A 22,289-nucleotide genomic window follows, 5' to 3' on the forward strand; every position below is an offset into this window, starting at 1 on the left:
TCTAACTTTAAAAATTATGTATAAAATGTATATCAATGGTGTTTTTGTAGATGCAGCATCAGGCAAAACAAGAACGATAGTAAATCCTGCGACCAAGGCTGTAATTGCTACAGTTCCAGAAGCACAAATTGAAGATGTAAATGCCGCAGTCGATGCTGCAAGAGCTGCTTTTGATGGTGAGGAATGGAAAAGTAAAACGGCACAGGACCGTCAGAAAATATTATTTGCAATTGCGGGAAAAATTAGAGACAATTTTGAAGCATTTGTAAAATTGGAAGTTGAAAATAATGGTAAACCAATTCGTGAAGCCGAATTTGATATTGATGACGCGGCTTCTTGTTTTGAGTTTTATGCAGGATTAGCCACCAAGATTCATGGAGAAACCATGAGTGTTCCTGGAAATTCATTTAGTTATGTGACTCGCGAGGCTATTGGGGTTTGCGCTCAAATTATACCTTGGAATTTTCCGTTTTTAATGTGTGCCTGGAAACTAGGGCCAGCGATTGCAGCAGGAAATACCGTTATTTTAAAACCATCCGAAGTGACACCGCTTACTGCTTTGTTTTTGGCTCAATTAATAGACGAATTGGATATTCCAAATGGAGTAATCAATATTGTTACAGGAGATGGACCTATTGCTGGAAACGCTTTAATCAGCAATACCAAAATTGATAAAATTGCTTTTACGGGAGGAACTTCAACAGGGAAATACATTGGCAAAATCGCTGCCGAAAATCTTAAAAAAGTAACCTTAGAATTGGGAGGTAAAAATCCTGTTGTCATTTTTGATGATTGCAAAATGGATTTGGCTATTGATTGGGGACTTTTTGCCGCTTTCGCCAATAGCGGACAGGTTTGTACAGCAGGCTCTCGAATCTTGATTCAGGATACTATTTACGATGAGTTTGTAAAACAGTTTGTGGCTAGAGCCAAAAATATAAAAGTGGGTGATGGAAGTGATGCCGAAAATACGATGGGACCTATTGTATCTCAAGCCCATTTTGACAAAATAAAAGCCTATATCGAAGTAGGAAAAGGAGAGGCAACATTGGCTTTTGGGGGGAATACAGATGATAGCAAAGGATTTTTTATTGAACCAACCATTTTCACAGATGTCACTCCAAATATGCGAATTGCCAGAGAAGAAATTTTTGGTCCAGTTGTGGCATTAATAAAATTCTCAACTGAAGAAGAAGCAATTGCAATGGCTAATGATACAGAATACGGCTTAGGATATGGATTGTTCACACAAGATGTAACACGTGTTCACAGAGTGATGCCAAAAATTAGAGCAGGTATTGGATGGGTGAATTTTTATCATCCAACCTTCAATGAAATGCCTTGGGGTGGATATAAACAATCTGGAACAGGTAGAGAATTGGGGTTGTATGGAATAGAAAATTACCTCGAAGTAAAACAAGTCAACATCAATCTGGATACCGATCCAGTGGGATGGTATTAAATTGGAGATGCTGAGTTTCTAAGATTCTAAGCAACTAAGTTTTTTAGGAGTTAAAAAACATACGCTTATAATCTAAAACTCTCACTTTTTAAAAATAAACTTATAAACTTAGGTTCTTAGTAACTTAGAAACTTAAAAAAAAATGATATTCAAATCTATAAATCCGTTTACACAAGCAGTTATTGCGGAGCACGAAGTATTAACCAATGCGCAATTGTCTCAAAAACTGCAATTATCAGAATCGGCTTTCAAACACTGGCGTACTACGACTTTTCAAGAAAGAGCCGATAAAATGAAAAAACTGGCCGATATATTAAGAGCCAATAAAGACGAATTGGGGTTACTGATTACCAATGAAATGGGTAAAACGCTACCCGAAGGAATTGCAGAAGTTGAGAAATCTGCTGGAAACTGTGATTACTATGCAGAAAATGCAGAGAAAATGTTGAAAGACGAGTATTACGATACGCCTTTCAAAAGCATGTCGGTGTATGATCCTTCAGGTGCCGTTTTTGCTATTATGCCTTGGAATTATCCATTTTGGCAAGTGTTGCGTTATGCAGCTCCGGCAATTATGGCGGGGAATGTTACGCTATTAAAACATGCTCCAAATGTAATTGGTTGTGCCAAAGCCATAGAAGATGCATTTTTGGAAGCGGGTTTTCCAGAAGGTGTTTTCCAACAAATAAATATTGATATTCCTCAAGTAGAAAGCGTTATTGCTGCCGATATTGTTTCGGGTATTACTTTGACAGGCAGTGAAATGGCAGGTTCATCTGTCGCTGCATTGGCAGGAAAGCATATTAAAAAATCGGTAATGGAATTGGGTGGTTCGGATGCTTTTATTGTTTTGAATGACGCCGATTTGGAAAAAGCTGCAACTGTGGCTACTCAATCTAGAATGTTAAATGCGGGTCAGGCTTGTATTTGCGCCAAACGTTTTATTGTAACAGAGAAAGTAGCGGATGAATTTGCAGCTTTGTTTACTCAAAAAGTAAGTGCGTTACAACAAGGGAATCCTCTGCAAAATGGGATTAACATGGGGCCTTTGGTACGAATAGATTTGGCCGAAAAATTAAGTTATCAATTGGAGCATTCTCTAAAACAAGGTGCAAAAATTTTGGTTGGAGGAGAACGTGAGCATTGCAATTTCCAACCCACATTGATTGATTTTGTAGATGCCAATAATATTGCTTTTCAAGAAGAAACTTTTGGACCGCTTGCTACAATTATAAGGGCCAAGGACGAAAATGATGCCATTGCGATTGCCAATAATCATCGATATGGTTTGGCAGCAGCAATTTGGACAGAAGACCGAGAGAATGCCTATAAATTGGCGAGAAGAATAGAGGCAGGAAATGTTTTTGTTAATTCACTAGTACGTTCGGATTCTAGAATTCCTTTTGGAGGGATCAAAAAATCGGGTTATGGTAGAGAATTAGCCGATATTGGAATGAAAGAATTTATGAATATGAAATCTGTTATTATTGAGTAATAAAATCTGTAGTTGAGTCAAATAACCAAACCAAAAAACCAATGAGAAACCCAAAATCAACAGTATTAAAAAATATTTTGTCTAATTTAAAATTAGCTCAATTTTCTAACGACAATCCTGAAATTGAAATAGATAAAATCATTGCGTTTAAAAGTGCGGATTCGGTTACCCGACGAAAATTTGTGGGCGATGTTGCAAAGTTTGGTTTACTAACAGGGATTATTGGAACCTCAGTGATAGGTTGCAAAAAAGAGAATGAGCCAAGTACAAAAGCAGTTTCTGACGAAGGAATGCAACCAAAAAGTGATAAAAAAGTAGTGATCGTAGGAGCTGGAATGGCTGGATTGAATGCCGCTTATCAATTGAGTAAATCAGGTATAAATGCACAGGTTTACGAAGGAAGTTTCCGTTTGGGCGGTCGTATTTTGACGCATTATAATGATGCCATGCAAATGGGAATCCATCCAGAGTTCGGTGGTGATTTTATTGACTCTAATCATGAAGATATGATTGCGCTTTCTAAAGAATTCAATTTGGAATTGGTGGACATGTATGCCGAATCGAAAGCAGCAGGTTTGGTTCATGAGACTTTCTTTTTTGACGGAAGACATATCTCAGAAGAAGAAATTATAAAAGAATTTAAAAAAATAGCACCAAAAATACAGAAAGATGCCGAAAGTCTTGGGGAGGATTATGATACTCCTTCAGCTTTGGTTTTTGATAAAATGACTTTGACAGCCTACATCAAATCTTTAAAATGTGCTCAGTGGTTGAAAGATGCTTTCACGGCGGCTTATTTGGCTGAATTTGGCTTGGATACCTCCGAGCAATCCGCAATTAATATTTTGGATATGATTGATACCGATACTTCCGAAGGTTTCAAAATATTTGGAGATAGTGACGAAAAATATAGAATTAAAGAAGGTAATTCAAAGCTTATAGAAAACATTGCTTCAAAATTACCACAACCGGTTGTTATGAATTCTATGCTTACCGCAATTTCTAAAAAAGGAGAAAAGTACATTTTATCGTTTAAAGATAAAAAAGAGGTAGAGGCCGATTTTGTTATAATTACTATTCCATTTACAATGTTGCGAGACGTTCAACTGGACTTACCTGAAATGACTCCTGAAAAAATAAATTCGATTCAAGAATTAGGATATGGTCAAAACAATAAATTGTTTATTGGGTATGAAAATAGACCGTGGCGTGAAGGTAAAAACAAATTTTATGGATACTTATTTCACAAAGATATTCATGATGGTTGGGATTCTAGTAGTATAAAAAGTGTTGCCAGTAACAAAGGCGCGTATTGCTGTTTTTTCGGTGGGGATGAGTCCATTCGACTAGCGAAAGTGGCGATAAACAATAAGAATGCGCCTGCCAACCACATTTGGAAAACCGATTTGCCAGAAGCTGAAATAGGTAGATTTATTAATCAATTGGACGAAGTTTATCCAGGATCAAAAAAGGCGTATGCTAATAAACATGCCTTTGCAGCGTGGTCGACATATCCATGGGTAAAAGCGAGTTATACTTGTCCAAAACCAGGGCAATGGAATACAGCGATGTTGCATACTGCAGAGCCAATTGGGGATGTTTATTTTGCTGGAGAACATTGTAGTGTCGATTACCAAGGCTTTATGAATGGAGCCGCAGAAACAGGACGTTTGGCAGCAGAAACTATTTTAGAAAAAGTAAAATTACCAATTGTAAAATAAATCAAAATTACTTTTATTTATTGTAAATATTTCATAAATAAATAGTATCATTGTAAATATATTTAATTAATTAAATTTTATTGTAATTAATAGTATTTACTATAATTTAAAATTACTTTTTTATATAAAAAAAAGAATAACCAAAAACAAAACCAAAACCAAAAACAAAATGAAAAAAGTATTATTTATTTTAGTATTAGCTTTTTCTTGTAGCTTAACTTATGCACAAGATGCAGTTAAAGACACAACAAAAGTTGAAGAGTCCATAAAAGGAACATGGGATATTAATTTAGATTTAGCTTCACGCTATGTCTGGAGAGGTCAATGTTGGGGTGGTAATTATCCCGTTGCCCAATTATATGGGAATTACAATATTTCAGAAAAGTGGTCTGTAGGAGTCTGGTCAACACACAACTTCCAAAAAGAGTATTATGATGAAAATGGTGGTTCTAAAGGGTATAAAGAAATAGATTTTATTGTAAATTATGCAGTAAATGATTTTTTAACTATTTCTGCTCAACAGTATTTTTGGCCATCAACCGATAAACAAGATGGGGTTTCAAATGACTTTTTTAATTGGGGGAATGATAGTTCAAATACCTTAGATTTGTTGTTTATGTTTGATTTTACCGAACATGGATTGCCATTATGGTTTACTTCGAGTACGTTTCTTGCAGGTAATGATTGCAGATACGAAGATGAGTTTGACGAAAAAGGGAAACAAAATTTTACAACTTATATGGAAGTAGGGTACAATTTTGAAGCGCCATTTGGAATCAATCTTGCGCCAGTTGCAGGTGTGGTTTTAAATAATAAAGCGCAATATTATTACGCAGGAGATTACGATAAACCCTCTTTTGTTAATTTGGGATGTAAAGTTTCAAAAGAGATCAAGTTGTCGGAAAATGTAGTGATGCCAGTTTGGTTGAATTATACTTATAATGCAACCGATGCAAAAGAAAATTTAGAGCCGTTAGGACATCAGTTTTTAGTAGCTGGAGTTACCTTCTCTTTTAGTAAATAAGAACAAGTTAATTTTTATAAAAACGGCCTTCCATACAGAAGGCCGTTTTTGTATTAATCAAATTGCTAATAATAATAATAATAATAATAATAATAATAATAATAATAATAATAATAATAATTTTTATCGGTTTCAAGTCTTTTATTATAATGCAATCGATAATAGAGCCACTTTATACCATTTAACCTTTGATTTTACTGTAATAAAATGCAACGTCTCTTCGAGTGATTTAGAAAAGTAATGCGAGAGCTTTACTTTTCTAAATTGTATCGAGAAGCCTACTAGATGCGGGTTCTCGATACATTTCATAAAAAAAAAGCTATCGCATTTTTTAACGAAACACTCGAACAGACGTAGATCTAGATTGTTTTATAAAAGTAAATTTAAAGTCTAAACAGTATTACTCACTCTAATGTGTTTACTGTTCGGATTTATTATTGAAGTATAAATACGAAACTAATTATCGAATTCAATAATTTGGCAAAACCCGTTGGAAATTTCTTGTCTAGTGGAGTTACTTTTATTAACGATTTATATAGAAAAAAAGCAATAATTTATATTCCTAGTTTCAAAACCTTAAACTTACAATTAGCTTTTCGTTTGTGAGTTTAAGGTTTTTTGTTGTTCAAAATTTTGAGATATATTTTGAATTTACAATAGCAATATTTTTTCAGGTTATTTTTATTGCATATTTTTTAACCCCTATTTTTTAAGGGGTATTATTTTTTATTTATATTTTTTTTGATAATTAATCGAGTTATTTTAATGTTTATTTTTTTAAAATATAAAAATTAAAGGGTGTTTTGTAAAAATGTGATTATTGAATTTTTAAAATTAAAGGATTTAAATAGGAAATGCACATTATTTTTTGATGATTTTTGGATATCGATAATTCTTTTCGGAAAGTCTCTAAAAAGTTTTTCTGTTAACTAAAAGTTAATAATTTCGCTCTAAGAAAAAGAAAAAATAACCAAATTCAATTCAATTATTTTAATTGAATTATTAACTAAAAACTGATTAAATATGAAAAAAGTAATTACAATTTTAGCATTAGTATTAACAACATCTATTTCATTTGCACAAGAAGATGCACCTTCTACACCACCAGCAACTACATTTGCAGGTTCAGCAGATGCTTATTACAAATATGGTTTTTCTGGAATTTCAAGTGGCTATACAAGTTTTACAAATACTAATAATTCATTTGAATTAGGAATGGTTTCCCTTGAAGCTTCTCACAAATGGAAAAAAGCATCTGTATTTGTTGACTTAGGTTTTGGAAGTAGAGCTAAAGAGTTTACTTATAATGATAATAATTATACATTTATGATTAAACAATTGACTTTTACTTATGAAGTATCTGATAGTTTTAAATTTATAGCTGGAACTTTTGGAACTCATGTTGGTTATGAATTGGTCGACGCAGTAGACAACAAAAACTACAGTATGTCGTATGCATTTACTTACGGACCATTTTTTAACACAGGTGTAAAAGCACAATATACATCAGGTAAATTTAGTTTTATGGCTGGTGTTACTAATCCTACTGATTTTAAATCGGCTATTGAAACGCAAACAAACTCAAAAACATATATCGGACAAGTGGCTTATGTAGGAAATACAGGAAGTGCCTATTTTAATGTGTCTTCGGGACTTGAAAATGGAAGCCCTCTAAGAGATGGTTTTGGAAAAATCATTGGTTCTTCGAATGAAGATAGAACTCAGTTTGATTTTGTTGGAACCAAAAAATTTGGTGACAAGTTTGCTGTTGGGTTCAATGCAACCTATGCAGATACAAATAACAATATTGATAGTAGTTTAGATGGGGAATGGTTTTCATTAGTACTTTATCCAACTTATGCTATTAGTTCAAATGTATTATTAGCATATCGTTTGGAGTATATGGATTCAAAAGATGCCACAGCTTCATTAGGAACAATTGCTGGATCTTCAATAATTGGGAATACATTATCGTTAAATTATAAAGTTGGTAATATGACTATTATTCCAGAAATCAGAATCGATTCTGCTTCAAATGATATTTTTGAAGACAATGATGGAGCACTTAAGGGTGTTAACACTTATGCTTTAATAGCTGCGACTTATACATTCTAATAATAAAAACATTTTTTTTTTTGCTGTCAAGATCCTATTATTGGGTTTTGGCAGCTTTTTTTTGTTCTAATGCATCTGTTTTTGAAGTAGTGTTATTTGTTTAATTTTCATTTACTTTGTAGCGTATTTTAAATAATCGCAATTGTTTTTTTTTACCAAAAATAAAGCTATTCTAAAGGATTTAATTCCTGATAATCATATTGATATCCATTCGCATTTGTTGCCTGGAATTGATGATGGCGCACCAACTTTTGAGCATACTTTGGGGTTGGTAAAGGCTCTTCAAGGATTTGGATTTTCTCAGTTTGTGACTACTCCACATACTATGAGTCATGTATGGGATAATACAAAAGAAAGAATTATAGAAGTTAAGAATGAAACTGTTCTAGAATTGCAAAAACATTTAATATCATTCCCTTTTCGTACGGCATCAGAATATATGATGGACGATCATTTTGTAAAACTTTTTCAGAAAGGAGAGCTATTGACCTTGAAAGACAATTATGTATTGGTAGAAATGTCATATATCAATGCGCCTATGCAGTTGTACACTATACTTTTTGATTTGCAGGTGGCAGGCTATATTCCCGTTTTGGCACATCCTGAACGATATACTTTTTTCCACAATAATTTTGAAGAATATGTAAAATTAAAAAGGGTAGGTTGTCTATTTCAGTTGAATTTGTTGGCGGTTGTTGGGTATTATGGGGAGTCAATTGCTAAAATTTCCGAACAATTATTGCAAAAAGGAATGTACGATTTTGTGGGCTCAGATGTGCATCATAACAATCATATTGCTGCTTTTGAGGAAAAAGTAAAATGGAAAGACGTAACTGCATTGGAGGAAGTAATTGCAAACAATCAGTTTTTTAGGATGGAGTAGGGTTTTATACCAAACGCAAATACATAATTGTCCTTTTTATTAGTCCTCATCCCAGCCCTCTCTAAAGAGGATGCACAACAAATTACACTGTTTCAAAATAGGAGACACAGATTACACAAATTTGAACAGATTATACCATTGGTTAATTCATTAGGGTGTACGACAAATTGCATTTCTTTATTTTTTTTAAAATCTGCGTAAATCTGCCAAATCTGCGTGAAAATTGACACGCAGATTTGGCAGATTTACGCAGATTGGATTGGTTAATGTACTATAAATATAATTATTTCACAATCAAATTCATTGTGATTTGCTAGAAGATGCAATTTGTCGTGCACCCAAAACATTATAGTCCAATAGCTAACGGTATTAATCAGTGTAAATCCGTGAAATTTATGTCAAACAAAGTCAAAAAATCAATTTTTAAAATTAGTTGCACCTAATTTTTTTAAAGAAATGCATTTTGTCGTGCACCCCAATAATAGGAGAGGGAGTAAAAATTGGGTTATTTACTATTTGTGTTTGGTATTAGCATTTTTTGAGGGTATGTCAATCTGAAAAGTAAAATGTCTATTTGTACCGTAAAGTTGTTGTTCTCTGCGTGAGGGATGGGCCTGGCTAACGAAGTAGCGGCAACAGCCCGACCCTAATAAAAAAAGGGGCAACTAGCAAATTGCTGAGTTAGCCCCTTTTTTTTATTAGGGTCACGCCCAAAAGATTTTTATTGGGCTAAAGGTTCTGGGTTATTTACTTCATATTTTTTTGTACCACGGTTTTTTACTCGATTTTGTACCGTAGCCATAACCGTAACCATATCCTTTGGTAGAATCGGTATCGTTGAGGAGTAAGCACATATTGGGTAGTTTTTTTTCTTGGTATAAATCATTGGCAATATGAAGCATTCTTTTTTCGAGAAAATTGGCGCGAATTACATAGATAAAGCAATCGGCGTGTTTGGCAATCAAGAGCGTATCTGTTACCAAACTCACTGGGGCAGTATCTACAATAATGTAATCGTACTGCGCCTTTATGGTTTTGAATAGGGTATCTACTTTTTTGCTTAATAATAATTCGGCTGGATTGGGCGGTATAATTCCCGCTGGAAGAATATGGAAATCTTCGTATCCTTTTTGTTTGATAATTAAATCTTCGATTGCGGTTTCTTTGTGCGAAAGGTAATTGGTGAGTCCTTGATTTGGCAAGTTTACATAATCGTCTAGTTTTGGATTACGTATGTCCATTCCAATGAGAAGTACTTTTTTGCCAGAAAGGGCAAAGGTTGCTGCAAGATTTACAGATACAAATGTTTTGCCTTCTTTGGAGAATGTTGAGGTTAAAAATATAGTTTTTGCTTGATTTTCTGGGGCTTTACTGAGCATAAATTCCATGTTGGTTCTTATGATTCTTAAAGCTTCGGCAGAGCTAGTTCTACTTTCGGATTTAATGATTTGAGTGTTGGAATCGGATGTGGGTATATCTCCTAAGTAAGGTATTGTTGTTTTACCTTCTAGATCCAAGCGGCTTTTTATTTTGGTGTCCAATAAATCTTTGAGGTAAATAGTTCCAAAAGGGATTAGTATTCCAATGATAAAAGCCACCAAATACATTATTTTTTTCTTTGGAGCAACAGGTATATGTGAGGCTTTTGCAGCATCAATTACTCTGGCATTTGGTTCTGTTGCCGATAAGGAGATGGCGGTTTCTTCTCTTTTTTGCAGTAAGTACAAATAGAGTTCTTCTTTAATTTTTTGTTGGCGGGCGATGACTTTGAATTGGCGTTCTTGAACTGGGATTTTTTCAATCTTGGTTTCCATAATTCCTTTATGACTGTCTAAATCTTTTTTTTGAATGTTTAAATTAGATTTTAAACGTTCCAAATTTGTAATTAAAGTTGTTTTTAAAGAAGCAATTTGTTGGTCCATTTTTATTACGGTAGGATTTACAACAGTTGCCGATTTTAAAATTCTATTGCGATCCAAAACCAATTCATTGTACATATTGATGAGTCCAGAAGCATCTTCTTCTCCTGAGATTATGTTGGTGGGAAGTAAATCTGAATTACTACTTTTTTTTGTAAAATCAAGCATAGAGTTGACCACGTTGAGTTGTGTTTCTGTAGAGACTCCTTTTTTGTCATATTCATTAGCCCCTTCTATAAATAATTTGGCTTCCGAATCGATGTCTGTTAGGTTATTGCTTTTCTTAAAACTTTCAACATCTTGTTCAACTCCATCCAATTCTCTAGTAATTAATGACAATCTATTGGCAATAAATTTTGAGGTGTTTTCAGAAATTTGATTTTTATCGGTGATGGCATCTTGGTTGTAAATTTCAATTAGATTATTTAAGAATACTTCTGCTTTTTCATAAACAGGATCAACCAATGATAATTCGACTACACTACTGGTTTTGCTTAATGGATTTACGTTAAGTCTGTTTCTAAAACCATCTACTACATCATCCATTGGACTCACTTGTATAGTGATTTCTCTATTGTTTACTTTAAATAATTTACTTGGATTTTTAGTTATAATAAGATTCCAATTTGGAGTTGTGATAACTTCTCCATAGCGAAATTCAGGTTTGTTAATGAAATTGTTTTTTGAGTTTTCAGCTTGAAGTAGGTTTTCTAGTTGAAAAGTATAAGGTGAGTTTTCTAGAAATTTAAGAGTTGTTGCAGTTTTATAAAAAGGGCTGTCTTTTGGAATGAAATATACTTTAATAGGAGTTTTGTCGTACATTTCAGTATTGATAATATTTCCTTTTATAAACATTGAAATGTTCAAGTTCAATCTTTTTACCGTATTTTCTATTAAAGTTCGGGATTTTAAAATTTCAATTTCATTGTCAACATTGTTTTTTAAACCGCTCTCAATTCCCATATCGGCAAATGCGGAAAGCTCGGATAACATGCCTCCTTTTTTTTCGTCTTTCACCAAAATTGTAGCTGTAGCTTTAAATTGTGGGGTGGTATATCGTAAATAGATGTATGCAATAGTAAGACTGATGAAAGCTCCAATTAAAAACCATTTCCAATGTACTAGATAGTGATCTATGAAGTTTCTTAATTGAAATTCCCGATTATGATTTTCATTCGAAGGATTACTTTCCATAGCAAGAAATTATTTTGAAGTGGTTACAATTAATGTAATTAAAGTAATCAACAAAGAAGTAATGGATATAATTACTCCAGTATTTGGCCCCACAGCCGATCCGTTGACTTTGTTTTTGTTGGGTTCCACATACACCACATCGTTTTGTGCCAAATAGTAAAAAGGAGAATTCATAAAATCTGTTTTGGTAATATCGACTCTGTTGTATGTTTTAACACCGTCAATTTCTCTTATAATTAATAGGTTATTGCGTTTGCCATAGATAGTTAAATCCTTTGCCATAGAAAGAGCTTCAATAAGCGTAATTCTTTCGGAAGCTATAGTGTAAATTCCGGGAACGGTTACTTCACCTTGCACAGAAACTTTGAAATTCATAATGCGAAGATTGATGATTGGATTTTTAATAAAAGCTGAAATTTTATCCTGTAAAAGTTGAACGAGCTGCGATCGTGCTATTCCGCTAACTTTTAATCGACCTAGTATTGGAAAATCTATAAATCCGCTAGCATCGACCAAATAAAGTTGTGTAGCTTGTGAACCAGCAACGTCTTGTTTGCTAGGATTTACTGCGGTATAACTTTTTAAATTAAAAGGGGCAGCAATTTCAGGATCTTCGGCAGAAACGATGATCATTAACAAATCATCGGGCTGGATTTTAATCTCATACGAATTGGATTTTTCTTTAAATGCAACACCATCGATATCTTGGTAATAGACTATTTCTTTTCGGGAAGCACACGAAAAAAGCAATAAGCAGATAAGGAACAGTGATACTTTTTTTAATGAAAAATTAGAACTCATAGATTTATTTTTTAAGAAGTCATTTATTGATGATTTAGGACTTATTTAGCTTAATAATTTCAATAGAACTGAACTTATACGATCTCTATCCGAATCTGTTAAGTTGGATCCCGAAGGCAAACTGAGACCATTATCAAAAAGAGTTTCGGCTACCTTATTTCCATAAAAAGGATAATTTTCAAACAAGGGTTGCAAATGCATGGGTTTCCAAAGCGGTCTGCATTCGATGTTGGAATCCAACAATGTCAAACGTATGGTTTCTCTATCGATTCCATTTTTGGTTTCATTAGGATTTACTTGTATGGATGTCAACCAATAATTGGCAAAGTAATCTGGGTTTGTTGTAATAAAAACAGTGATACCTGGAATATTTTCAAAAAGGGAAACATAAAAATCATGCATAGCTCTTCTTAAGTTGATATGTTCGTCGAGTACTTCCATTTGGCCTCGACCAATTCCAGCACATATATTACTCATTTGATAATTATATCCTATTTCACTATGTTGATAATGAGGCGCTTCGTCTTTGGATTGTGATGCCAAAAATTGTGCTTTCTTCTTCAATTGATGGTTTGAAGTTACAATGGCCCCACCTCCAGAAGTGGTTATAATTTTGTTTCCGTTAAACGAAAAAACACCAATATCACCAAAGGTTCCGCATTTTTGCCCTTTGTAACTGCTACCTAATGCTTCTGCACTGTCTTCCAAAATTGGAATATTGTATTTGTTGGCAATGGCTCTTATCTCCTCTATTTTATAAGGTACACCATACAAATGTATTGTTATAATGGCTTTAGGTATTTTACCTTTATATATGCAATCAACAATGGCTGCTTCTAAAGCAATAGGACAAAGATTCCAGGTTTCGAGTTCGCTATCAATAAAAACAGGAGTAGCACCTTGGTATAAAATAGGATTTGCTGATGCCGAGAAAGTCATGGATTGACAAATAACAAGATCACCGGCTTTAACGTCCAAAAGGATTAATCCCAAATGAATGGCCGCTGTAGCTGAATTTAGAGCTGTTACAAAAACACCTTGAGATAAATATTTTTCTAAATCATGTTCAAATTCGGTAATATTTGCCCCCAGTGGAGCAATCCAATTAGAATTAAAGGCTTCGTGTATGTAGTTGAGCTCAGTGCCTCCCATATGCGGGGACGAAAGCCATATTTTGGGGTTGTTCATTTTAATGATAATATTGGAAGAATATATTTGGGGTTTTTTTATTTAAATAATCATTATAATCAGCAATTTCTACTAATTTGTCGTTGTAGATAGTATATCCGTTCTTTTTAAAGAAGTGTAAAATATTTTCAGCTTCATTTTGTATTTCTACCATTAATTTTGGATGATGTTTAGCAATACTATTTTTAAAACCTTGTAATACATTCCATTCATATCCTTCGACATCAATTTTTACAAAATCTGGCAGACGAAAAGCTTTTTCATAATAACTGTCCAAAGTAATTACTTTTGCTTGAGTTACAATCACCTCCGAAGCAGTTTCGGCGGATAATTTTCGGCTGGATAAAAAACCTTCAAAGTTTTTAATGAATGAATTGTTTTGTCCAGAAATAGGGTCAATATAAAAATCAAGTGTGCCATTAATATCTCCAGCTCCTGCATTTTCTATGGTTATGATTTGTTTCGTTTTTTGGGGAAGGAACTCAATGTTTTTTTTCAAATAAAATAAATTAAGTTCACTAGGTTCAAAAACATCAACTTTTCCTGTTTCTCCGACTAAAAAGGAATATAAAGTAGTGAAATAACCAATATGACCACCAATTTCCAAAACATAGTCCCCCTTTTCAATCCATTTTTGAAATGTTCGGATGGTATTTTCCTCTCTCTTTTTTCCATGGTACCAATATCCTTTATGCTGGTAAGTATTTATTAGAAATTTTTTATTTGTAAAGTGATGAGTAATAGTTCTATTTACAGCGGTAAACTTGAGTATTTTTAGAAATAGTTTTCTAAATGTATCCATTTTTTGTTGTTTTATCCGTTAAAAATTATAAAATGAACAATATGTTATTTTAAATACTAAATGAGGTTCTTGCTATTTGATATTTTTTCTGATCTAATGGGGCTTAATTTTTTCTCACTAACAGAATTAAAGTCATGGATCAAAATTTCATCGTCATACCGCAACATCATTAGGTTTTCTTCCCAATTAGCACAAAATGGTATTGCTGTTTCGTTTGTTAAATATTCTTGAATTATCCATTTTGGAAAATTGGCCCCAGCCAAATAACTCAGCGGAAACCCGCCACTAAATCTCGGGTTGATTTCTATTCCAAAAATACCCTCTGTTTTAGTATTGACAAATAATTGTATAGAAATACAACCTCTCAATCCTTGAATATTTTTAAACTTAGGAGCAATTTGTTCTATGAACCAAGCTTTTTTGGTAACGGCTTTGTTAACTTCTCCAGCTCGAATTTCTAGTCTTTCTCTCGGAATGAAACATTTTAGATCATTGTTTTTGTCAAAATACATATCAATAGTATATTCTGTGAAATTGTCATGGTCTAAATATTCAAAAAACAATAATTTATCATTATCGAAATGGTAAGCTGTTAACTCTGATTTGTTTTTTACAATATAATTATCAACACTTCTACTGCCATCAATAGGTTTTATATAAAGTGGTAACGTATAATTATTTTTATCATATTCTTGAGCATAATTAATATTTAATTTTTCGAAAAAGTAATTGGTTGACCTTTTGTTTATAAAAATTTCAATGTTTTTATAATCAGAAACTACTATGTCAATTTGATGTTTTTTGAAGTAGTCAATGTTCTGTGATAGGGTAATTAATTCCGTGTCAATTGTTGGTATAATAAGTTTGATGTTATTGTCAAGGGCAATTTGAAGTAGTTTTTCAATGTAATTACTTTCTGTTGCTTTGGGTAACTTAAAATAACCATCAGAAACGCGACAAGCTGCCGATTTTTCAGGAATACAATCTGAAGTAAAAACTTTTGAATCCGATAAGAGGAGTTTTAATTCTGTTTTAAAAGAGCGAATTAAGGATACTCTTTTTCCAGCACAAGTGATTAAGATGTTACTCATAGTTAATTTTTGCCGTTAAACGATTCTGAAGTTGAGTTGTTGTTTTTCAAAGGAATAAGTACCTTTTTAAGAGTTAAAAATACAATTTTTAAATCCAATAATATATTTTTATTTTCAATATACCAAATATCGTACTCAAATTTGGATTGCCAAGAACTAATATTTTCCTTATTGACCTGTGCCCATCCCGTTATGCCAGGTTTGACTTCATGACGTCTTTTTTGGGTTTCATTATACAATGGTAAATATTCAGGTAATAAAGGTCTTGGTCCTACAATACTCATGTCACCACGAATTACATTTAAAAGTTGTGGAATTTCATCCAATGATATTCTTCTGGCAAAACAACCCCATTTTGTCAATCTTTTACAATCAGGAAGTAAGTTTCCATTCCTGTCTTTTTGATTGGTCATTGTTTTGAACTTAATAATGTGAAATAGTTTGCCATTTTTTCCAGGTCGTTTTTGAATAAAAAAAGGTTCTCCATCATTTGCAACAAACAGAACTATTGTAATAATTACAAATATTGGAGCCAATACTACTAGGTTTATAGTCGCAATTATAAGATCTAAAATTCTTTTTAAGGAACTAGGATACATGGCTTTCTAAATTTTTATATTCAGCTAAAAGTGCTTCCCAAACAAGAATTTGTTCAAAACGAGAAAGGATCATTGGTCTTGCATTTTTTTTTAAATGAGATCGAAAAGAAGGGGCAAGCATTACTTTTTTCATTGCGGTAAAAAGTGCGTGTGTATCTTTCGGTGGAATAAGAATTCCATTTTTTTGGTCTTCAATTATCTCGTTGCAGCCATTAATGTTTGTTGCAATTGTTGGTAATCCCATGGCTCCAGCTTCCAAAATTGCATTGGGGAAACCTTCGCGATAACTCGGAAAAACCAGCACATCCGAAACAGCGTAATAGGGGCGAACATCATTTTGAAAAGGCACATGAATTACTTGAGTATTGTTTTTTATTTCGGATAGAGTCTCTTTTTGTAGCGGGTCTAAATTTGTTTCAAAAAAACCAACTAATAGCAATTTTGTATTTTTAAACTCAATTGAAATTTTTTGGAAAGCAAGCAATAATTCATTTATACCCTTGTCGCCTGTTAATCGGCCAACGTAAGTAAAAACAAAATCAGTAGGAGCTATGCCTAAAGTTTTTTTTAAGTGTACTTGATCTTCATTAGAAACCATTTCGGGATTAAAAAGTTGAGTGTTTATTCCGTTGGTGCTTCCATTTGCAATAATTTTTATTTTTCCGACTTTGCAAAAACCTTCCTGGGTAATTATTTTTTTTAATCCGTTGGAATTTGAATATATTTTGGATGCGCAGGCGTATGTTATTTTTTCAACTAGATTCAAAAGTTTTCGTTTATTTCCTTTAGTTTCTAATAAAGGTAAACCGGCAACAGTATGCAATCGATGCGGAACTCCTGCCAATTTTGAGGCAATCATACCAATAGTTCCTGCTTTTGGTGTATGTGTATGCACGATCAAGGGCTGTTCTTTTTTGAAATAACAATACAGTTTCCACAAAGCTTTTAAGTCTTGCCAAGGTGTTATTTCCCGAGTCATTTCAACGCGGTAAACAGGCACTTTTTGTAGTTTTCCAACACGTTCTAAGTTTTCTTTGTCAGACGAAATAGCTTTCACATCATAATAATCCTTCATGAAAAATAACTGATTATCCAGAAGTTTTTCAATAGAAATAGGAATAGTAGTGATGCGGATGAGTTTTTCCATTATTGAAGTTCTTTTTCAATAGAAGTAATAAAATTTTCTATGGATTTTTCGTCTAGAAAAGATTTGAAAAGAATTTGGTTTTTTGAATGATCTTCTTTTACAGATTGTAGGATCGTATTGCTCAAACTTTTTGAATCTTCGGTATTAGCAATTTCTATTCCTGGAATGGTTTCAATTTCGGCAGTACATTTTGTTGAAACCACACAATTGTTTTGCGACATCATTTGTAATAATACGTTTGGAAATCCTTCAATTCGGGATGAAACCACGCACACTTTTGCTATTTTAAAATAGGCATACACATTTGAAACTTGTCCTTTTAAAATAACCTTGTTTTCTAAATCCAGTTTTTTTATTTGACATTCTAAATTTTGTTTTTCTTTGCCTTCACCTAGAATAATCAATTGGTATGTAGGATGGATTTTTAGTATTTCTTTAAACGCTTCAATCAAAATGTCAAATCCTTTTTCGACTATTAATCTTCCTGCTCCAACGATGAAGGGGAAATCGGCAACAGCATCTTCAGTTGATTTTATTGAATTTAAGTTTATTGGATTCCCTATTACTTTTATATTGATTTGTTTATCGATCCAAGGTAAATTTGCAATCAAATTTCGCTTCATTTCTTGAGTTTGGCAAATTAATAGATCAAGACTTGGATAACCCAATTGGTACATTTTTTTATATAAAATCAATTTAATTCCTTTAAATCTTTCAAATATTCGAGTCGATTCCCTACCCACAAAATGATTTTTTTGTAGTAATCCCAAACGGATAAAAAGACCAACCAAACCTGTAACAAAAACGTGAGAAGTAAATATTAAATCATATTTTTTTTGGGGTTTTACCAAAAGGTACCATGCATAATTTAAAGCCCCCCAATACTCAGAATTTGTTTTTTGGTATTTTAATTTAATTGATTGGTTAGCTGTTTTCCATTCATCATTTGATTTTCTTTTTAAAAATTGTACTTCTACAAGAGCTTCTGTATAATGATTGGCGATCATTTTTAAGATTTGCTCTGCACCTCCTAATGAGTCATTGGGAATAACGAGAAGTATTTTTTTCATTTATAGGGAAATGATTTTATTTGTTTTTAATCTAATATACCCATTCAATACTAACCCGAATGGAAATGCTAATGCAATTAAGAAAGGACTGTTTGTTTGTTTCAAAAAGTGAATATCTTTAGCGAAAAGCGAACAAGAAATCAGATGGACCATATTCTTAAATCGTTCTGTGCTATTTTTACTTAATTGTATTTTAAGTACACGATGTAGGGCAAAACCCTTTGGATTATTACGATACAGCGAAAACAAATTTTTTGTAAAACCATCTTTTTGATAGTTTACAATAACGAATGTTTCATTAATGGGTTTAAGGACATAATCTTGATCAATTAGGCGGTACAAATAGCCTGGAGGTATGAATTTTTCTCCTTCAATAATAGGGTAGGGCGCATATTTATTTATGATTTCGGTACGATATACTATTTTTTTATCTCCTTTTACATGATGTTTATGATAAAGGTCAGAAAGTGTGCTTTGTGTAATGGTGTCAGGGAATTGAGAACCTATCAAAATTCCTTTAGTATCGCGATCCAATCCTACTATTCCAGCAAATTTGGAGTCTAAATTTTGAATGTTTTTAATAATTAACTCAACCGCATCATCTGGCATATAATCATCAGAATCAATACTGACATTCCAAGAGGTTTTTATGTTGGCATAAGCGGAATTGTGTGCGCTATTCATCCCTTGATTTTCTTGATAGAAATATTGAATTTCTATTTTGTTTTCTTTTATCCATTCTTGAATTAGAAGTGCTGTGCCATCAGTTGATCCATCATCAATTATCATCCAAATAAAACCAGAATTCGTTTGTCTAACCAAACTTTCATATACCTGATTTAAACAATATCCTCTGTTGTAAGTTGCTGTAAAAACGGTTAGTAATTTCATTTTGATACAGATAGGAATAAATCTTCGTATTGCCTTAAAATCTTTTTTTTGTCAAATTTTGTAGCAACGCTGCTTAACACATCTTCTGTTTTTATATTTTGGATAAGGTCTAAATTATTTAAAAGTGAAAGTAGTTCTTCTTCATTTTTTACCATAAAACCATTGATTCCATTATGAATGATTTCTTTGGTTCCGCCTGCTGCTTCAAAGGCTATAACTGGAGTGCCAACAGAACAACTTTCCAGTAAAGCATTTGGAAAACCTTCAACATACGATCCTTGCAAAAAGAAATGGTGTTGCTGTAGTTCGCTTAAAACATTTTGTGTAAAAGGTATTAACCGAACCCTTTTACTTAAATTTAATCGCTTGATTTCGTCTTCAACAATCAGACATTCTTTTGCTAACCCAGATCCTACAATAGTATAAAGAAAATCATATTGCAGTTGAGACAACACTTTTAAAAGCCTTAAATGCCCTTTTATCCAACTCATCCTTCCTACGGTTATAAACTTTATATTGTCTGATTCTGTTTTGGGCCTTATGGTATTGGTTTTATTAATAATTGGGTTGTTGATAACCGTAATTTTAGAAGAATCTATGTTTAACTTTTGAATTAAATCGGTCTTCATATCGGTACTTTGGCAAATAATGGCATCCAAAAAAGGGTACAATTGTTTCATTAGAAAAAATAAAAAACGATACTTTTCTTGAGGAAAATCATTTACTGTTGAAACGATGTTGGTTTCTCGGACTATGAATTTCATATTAGAAAATAAAAGGCTAAAAATCCCCAAAGAGCTATTTATATGCCCAGAAGAACCAAAAACAATATTCGGTTTTTCGCTTTTAATCATTTGTAACAACAAAGGAATGGCTTTGAAATATCTGGATTTGTTTAAAAAAGTAACATCTATATTTTGTATATCATAAACGACATCTTTTTCAAAACCAATAACGATAAGTTTTGCTTCAAATAGTTTGGGATTTAGATTTTCTGTCAAAAAAGTAGTGATTCGTTCTGCTCCACCTGCTTTTAAACTGGGTACAATAAATAGTATTTTTTTTCTATCCATTATTTTTAAAATAACCAAATTCCTGATACCATTTGGATAACACATAAACACGCCAGATATAGGAAGAATAATCCTGTTTTCCCGCTAAATGACTTTGGAACATTTTTTTGAATTTTGAAACATTCAAATTTGGGACTTGATTCAGAAAAGAATCCGATAAATTTTGAGTGAACTCTTCTTTTAATTCATTGCGAATCCACGAATCCATTGGAACTGAGAAACCTTTTTTGGGCTGATTGAATACAGCTTCTGGAATGTACTCTTTCAAGATGTCCCTCAAAATTCTTTTTTTTCTTCCTTTTTCGTAACGGAACGATACAGGCAACGTTCTGGCAAATTCCACAATTCTATAATCCAAAAAGGGACTCCGAATTTCTACCGAATAGGCCATACTGGCTCGATCTACTTTTACATTACTGTCATTTTCCAACCACAATTTAATATTCAAGTCGGCCGTGGCTTGATGCAAATCTTCGGTCCCTTTTTTAAATCCATCATAATTAGACAACCATTCTAAATTTCGATTTAGTAAAAGCGAATTATATCCCACAAATATCCCAGCAATAAAATCATACTTGGATTTTGTTTTTAAAATTCTTTTTAAAGGTTCCGTTCTTTTACCTAAACTATTAAAAAGCAATAGGTGGCTTATCAAAAAGCGAATACTATATGGAATTTTTAAAAGTATTTTAAATTTGGAAACCCAGTCAAAATGATTGTATCCCAAAAAGCTTTCATCACCTCCGTCACCAGATAAAGCCATTGTTACATATTGTTTTGCCGTTTTATTCAATAACAAGGATGGCAAAGCAGAACTGTCTCCAAAAGGTTCATCATAGACATAAACCAGCTTAGAGATTAGTTTTATAATATCTTCTGGCTTACAAATGGTTTCAATATGTTTGGATTGAATTATTGATGCAAACTGTTTGGCAATTTTGCTTTCGTCGTATTTTGGGTCTTCAAAACCTATTGTAAAGGTATGAATAGGTTCATCAGATATTTTTGAAGCAATACTTGAAACGAGAGTCGAATCGATTCCACCAGAAAGGAAAGTTCCAAAAGGGACATCTGCTTGCAATCTTATTTTTATGGCATCTTGCAAAAGAGTATGTAGTTTTTCTTTGGCTTCATCATACGTTAATTTCGAAATTTTGACAGGCTCCAGATCCCAATATTTTGAAATTGCATAACTTTTTGTATTTAAATCAATTTCCAGATTGTTCCCTGGCGGGAGTTTGTGTACGTCTTCAAAAATAGTAAACGGACTTGGAATATAAGTACAATCCAGATACATAGAAATGGCACTTTCATTCAGCTTTTTGTTTTGACAAATGGGGTGTAACTGACTGCATATTTCAAATTCTCCGTTATTCCAAGAATAATAAAAAGGTTTTACACCCAGTCGATCTCGAGAACAAAATAGTTTGTTTGTTGTATCATTGTAAATTGCAAAAGCAAACATTCCGTTCAATTTTGGGATTATTTTATCTCCCCATTGTTTGTATCCTTTCAATAAGACTTCAGTATCTCCTGTGGTTTGAAACGAGTGTCCTAAATCAATTAATTCTGCTTTTATTGCTTTATAATTGTATATTTCGCCATTATAAACAATGGTTAATTCTTCAAAACTCATTGGTTGATTCGAACGGTCATCAAGATCTACAATTGCCAAACGCAAATGGCCAAAAATCAAATCTCCCGTTTTTTTTATCCCAGTAGAATCAGACCCTCTAAACTGAATGGTTTCTATTTTTGATTGAACTTCTTCTATTGAAAAAGGGATGTTTGTGATATAAATTCCGCACATATTT

The 22,289-nt window shown here is 32.9% G+C and carries 17 protein-coding genes; 6 read left to right on the plus strand and 11 right to left on the minus strand.

From position 1 onward, the window contains the following. Positions 1 to 16: 16 nt before the first annotated feature. The 6 genes from AC8GF4_RS03545 (at position 17) to AC8GF4_RS03570 (ending at position 8,700) form a co-directional block, all read left to right on the plus strand. Positions 17 to 1,462 (plus strand): aldehyde dehydrogenase family protein, encoded by a 1,446-nt coding sequence (locus AC8GF4_RS03545; RefSeq protein ID WP_506592748.1) that lies wholly within the window; start codon positions 17 to 19, stop codon positions 1,460 to 1,462. A 142-nt stretch (positions 1,463 to 1,604) separates the two neighbouring features. Beyond that, positions 1,605 to 2,957 (plus strand): NAD-dependent succinate-semialdehyde dehydrogenase, encoded by a 1,353-nt coding sequence (locus AC8GF4_RS03550; RefSeq protein ID WP_506592749.1) that lies wholly within the window; start codon positions 1,605 to 1,607, stop codon positions 2,955 to 2,957. A 41-nt stretch (positions 2,958 to 2,998) separates the two neighbouring features. Further along, complete coding sequence (locus AC8GF4_RS03555; RefSeq protein WP_506592750.1) at positions 2,999 to 4,678, plus strand: flavin monoamine oxidase family protein; 1,680 nt, start codon at positions 2,999 to 3,001, stop codon at positions 4,676 to 4,678. A gap of 169 nt (positions 4,679 to 4,847) precedes the next feature. Beyond that, on the plus strand, positions 4,848 to 5,702 hold the full coding sequence (locus AC8GF4_RS03560) for a hypothetical protein (protein ID WP_506592751.1): 855 nt from the start codon (positions 4,848 to 4,850) through the stop codon (positions 5,700 to 5,702). Between the two features lie 1,023 nt (positions 5,703 to 6,725). Then, the gene (locus AC8GF4_RS03565; RefSeq protein WP_506592752.1) at positions 6,726 to 7,817 is read left to right on the plus strand and encodes an outer membrane beta-barrel protein; all 1,092 of its coding nucleotides are present in this window, start codon (positions 6,726 to 6,728) and stop codon (positions 7,815 to 7,817) included. A gap of 142 nt (positions 7,818 to 7,959) precedes the next feature. Then, complete coding sequence (locus tag AC8GF4_RS03570) at positions 7,960 to 8,700, plus strand: tyrosine-protein phosphatase (RefSeq protein ID WP_506592753.1); 741 nt, start codon at positions 7,960 to 7,962, stop codon at positions 8,698 to 8,700. 752 nt (positions 8,701 to 9,452) lie between these two features. Here the strand turns inward: AC8GF4_RS03570 and AC8GF4_RS03575 are convergent. Genes AC8GF4_RS03575 through asnB form a run of 11 tightly spaced genes read right to left on the minus strand, consistent with a single transcriptional unit; the run spans position 9,453 to position 22,285 of the window. Beyond that, positions 9,453 to 11,813, minus strand: coding sequence for a GumC family protein (locus tag AC8GF4_RS03575; protein ID WP_506592754.1), 2,361 nt, complete (start codon positions 11,811 to 11,813; stop codon positions 9,453 to 9,455). Between the two features lie 9 nt (positions 11,814 to 11,822). Next, the gene (locus tag AC8GF4_RS03580; RefSeq protein WP_506592756.1) at positions 11,823 to 12,614 is read right to left on the minus strand and encodes a polysaccharide biosynthesis/export family protein; all 792 of its coding nucleotides are present in this window, start codon (positions 12,612 to 12,614) and stop codon (positions 11,823 to 11,825) included. A 45-nt stretch (positions 12,615 to 12,659) separates the two neighbouring features. Beyond that, positions 12,660 to 13,802: a DegT/DnrJ/EryC1/StrS family aminotransferase gene (locus AC8GF4_RS03585; RefSeq protein WP_506592757.1), complete on the minus strand. Its 1,143-nt coding sequence runs from the start codon at positions 13,800 to 13,802 to the stop codon at positions 12,660 to 12,662. A gap of 1 nt (position 13,803) precedes the next feature. Continuing rightward, on the minus strand, positions 13,804 to 14,604 hold the full coding sequence (locus AC8GF4_RS03590; RefSeq protein WP_506592758.1) for an FkbM family methyltransferase: 801 nt from the start codon (positions 14,602 to 14,604) through the stop codon (positions 13,804 to 13,806). Between the two features lie 56 nt (positions 14,605 to 14,660). After that, on the minus strand, positions 14,661 to 15,695 hold the full coding sequence (locus AC8GF4_RS03595; protein ID WP_506592759.1) for an ATP-grasp domain-containing protein: 1,035 nt from the start codon (positions 15,693 to 15,695) through the stop codon (positions 14,661 to 14,663). A 2-nt stretch (positions 15,696 to 15,697) separates the two neighbouring features. Continuing rightward, positions 15,698 to 16,294, minus strand: a complete 597-nt coding sequence (locus AC8GF4_RS03600; protein ID WP_506592761.1) for a sugar transferase — start codon at positions 16,292 to 16,294, stop codon at positions 15,698 to 15,700. Continuing rightward, positions 16,284 to 17,441 carry a glycosyltransferase family 4 protein gene (locus AC8GF4_RS03605; RefSeq protein ID WP_506592762.1) on the minus strand — a complete coding sequence of 386 codons (1,158 nt, stop codon included), beginning with the start codon at positions 17,439 to 17,441 and terminating at the stop codon, positions 16,284 to 16,286. Before AC8GF4_RS03605 ends, AC8GF4_RS03600 begins: the two co-directional genes overlap by 11 nt. Further along, complete coding sequence (locus AC8GF4_RS03610) at positions 17,441 to 18,511, minus strand: glycosyltransferase (RefSeq protein ID WP_506592763.1); 1,071 nt, start codon at positions 18,509 to 18,511, stop codon at positions 17,441 to 17,443. The genes AC8GF4_RS03605 and AC8GF4_RS03610 overlap by 1 nt, the downstream gene beginning before the upstream one ends. Then, positions 18,512 to 19,402, minus strand: coding sequence for a glycosyltransferase family 2 protein (locus AC8GF4_RS03615; protein WP_506592764.1), 891 nt, complete (start codon positions 19,400 to 19,402; stop codon positions 18,512 to 18,514). After that, complete coding sequence (locus tag AC8GF4_RS03620) at positions 19,399 to 20,475, minus strand: glycosyltransferase (RefSeq protein WP_506592765.1); 1,077 nt, start codon at positions 20,473 to 20,475, stop codon at positions 19,399 to 19,401. The genes AC8GF4_RS03615 and AC8GF4_RS03620 overlap by 4 nt, the downstream gene beginning before the upstream one ends. Then, complete coding sequence (asnB, locus tag AC8GF4_RS03625) at positions 20,468 to 22,285, minus strand: asparagine synthase (glutamine-hydrolyzing) (protein ID WP_506592766.1); 1,818 nt, start codon at positions 22,283 to 22,285, stop codon at positions 20,468 to 20,470. Before asnB ends, AC8GF4_RS03620 begins: the two co-directional genes overlap by 8 nt. Positions 22,286 to 22,289: the final 4 nt, after the last annotated feature.

The sequence above is a fragment of the Flavobacterium rarum (SeqCode) genome (assembly GCF_965234445.1).
Lineage (GTDB): Bacteria > Bacteroidota > Bacteroidia > Flavobacteriales > Flavobacteriaceae > Flavobacterium > Flavobacterium rarum.

Bases quoted from the DNA above. Each gene is read 5' to 3' on its own strand.
- AC8GF4_RS03545 (WP_506592748.1), top strand. From the start codon at position 17: ATGTATAAAATGTATATCAATGGTGTTTTTGTAGATGCAGCATCAGGC.
- AC8GF4_RS03550 (WP_506592749.1), top strand. From the start codon at position 1,605: ATGATATTCAAATCTATAAATCCGTTTACACAAGCAGTTATTGCGGAG.
- AC8GF4_RS03555 (WP_506592750.1), top strand. From the start codon at position 2,999: ATGAGAAACCCAAAATCAACAGTATTAAAAAATATTTTGTCTAATTTA.
- AC8GF4_RS03560 (WP_506592751.1), top strand. From the start codon at position 4,848: ATGAAAAAAGTATTATTTATTTTAGTATTAGCTTTTTCTTGTAGCTTA.
- AC8GF4_RS03565 (WP_506592752.1), top strand. From the start codon at position 6,726: ATGAAAAAAGTAATTACAATTTTAGCATTAGTATTAACAACATCTATT.
- AC8GF4_RS03575 (WP_506592754.1), bottom strand. From the start codon at position 11,813: ATGGAAAGTAATCCTTCGAATGAAAATCATAATCGGGAATTTCAATTA.
- AC8GF4_RS03580 (WP_506592756.1), bottom strand. From the start codon at position 12,614: ATGAGTTCTAATTTTTCATTAAAAAAAGTATCACTGTTCCTTATCTGC.
- AC8GF4_RS03585 (WP_506592757.1), bottom strand. From the start codon at position 13,802: ATGAACAACCCCAAAATATGGCTTTCGTCCCCGCATATGGGAGGCACT.
- AC8GF4_RS03590 (WP_506592758.1), bottom strand. From the start codon at position 14,604: ATGGATACATTTAGAAAACTATTTCTAAAAATACTCAAGTTTACCGCT.
- AC8GF4_RS03595 (WP_506592759.1), bottom strand. From the start codon at position 15,695: ATGAGTAACATCTTAATCACTTGTGCTGGAAAAAGAGTATCCTTAATT.
- AC8GF4_RS03600 (WP_506592761.1), bottom strand. From the start codon at position 16,294: ATGTATCCTAGTTCCTTAAAAAGAATTTTAGATCTTATAATTGCGACT.
- AC8GF4_RS03605 (WP_506592762.1), bottom strand. From the start codon at position 17,441: ATGGAAAAACTCATCCGCATCACTACTATTCCTATTTCTATTGAAAAA.
- AC8GF4_RS03610 (WP_506592763.1), bottom strand. From the start codon at position 18,511: ATGAAAAAAATACTTCTCGTTATTCCCAATGACTCATTAGGAGGTGCA.
- AC8GF4_RS03615 (WP_506592764.1), bottom strand. From the start codon at position 19,402: ATGAAATTACTAACCGTTTTTACAGCAACTTACAACAGAGGATATTGT.
- AC8GF4_RS03620 (WP_506592765.1), bottom strand. From the start codon at position 20,475: ATGGATAGAAAAAAAATACTATTTATTGTACCCAGTTTAAAAGCAGGT.
- asnB (WP_506592766.1), bottom strand. From the start codon at position 22,285: ATGTGCGGAATTTATATCACAAACATCCCTTTTTCAATAGAAGAAGTT.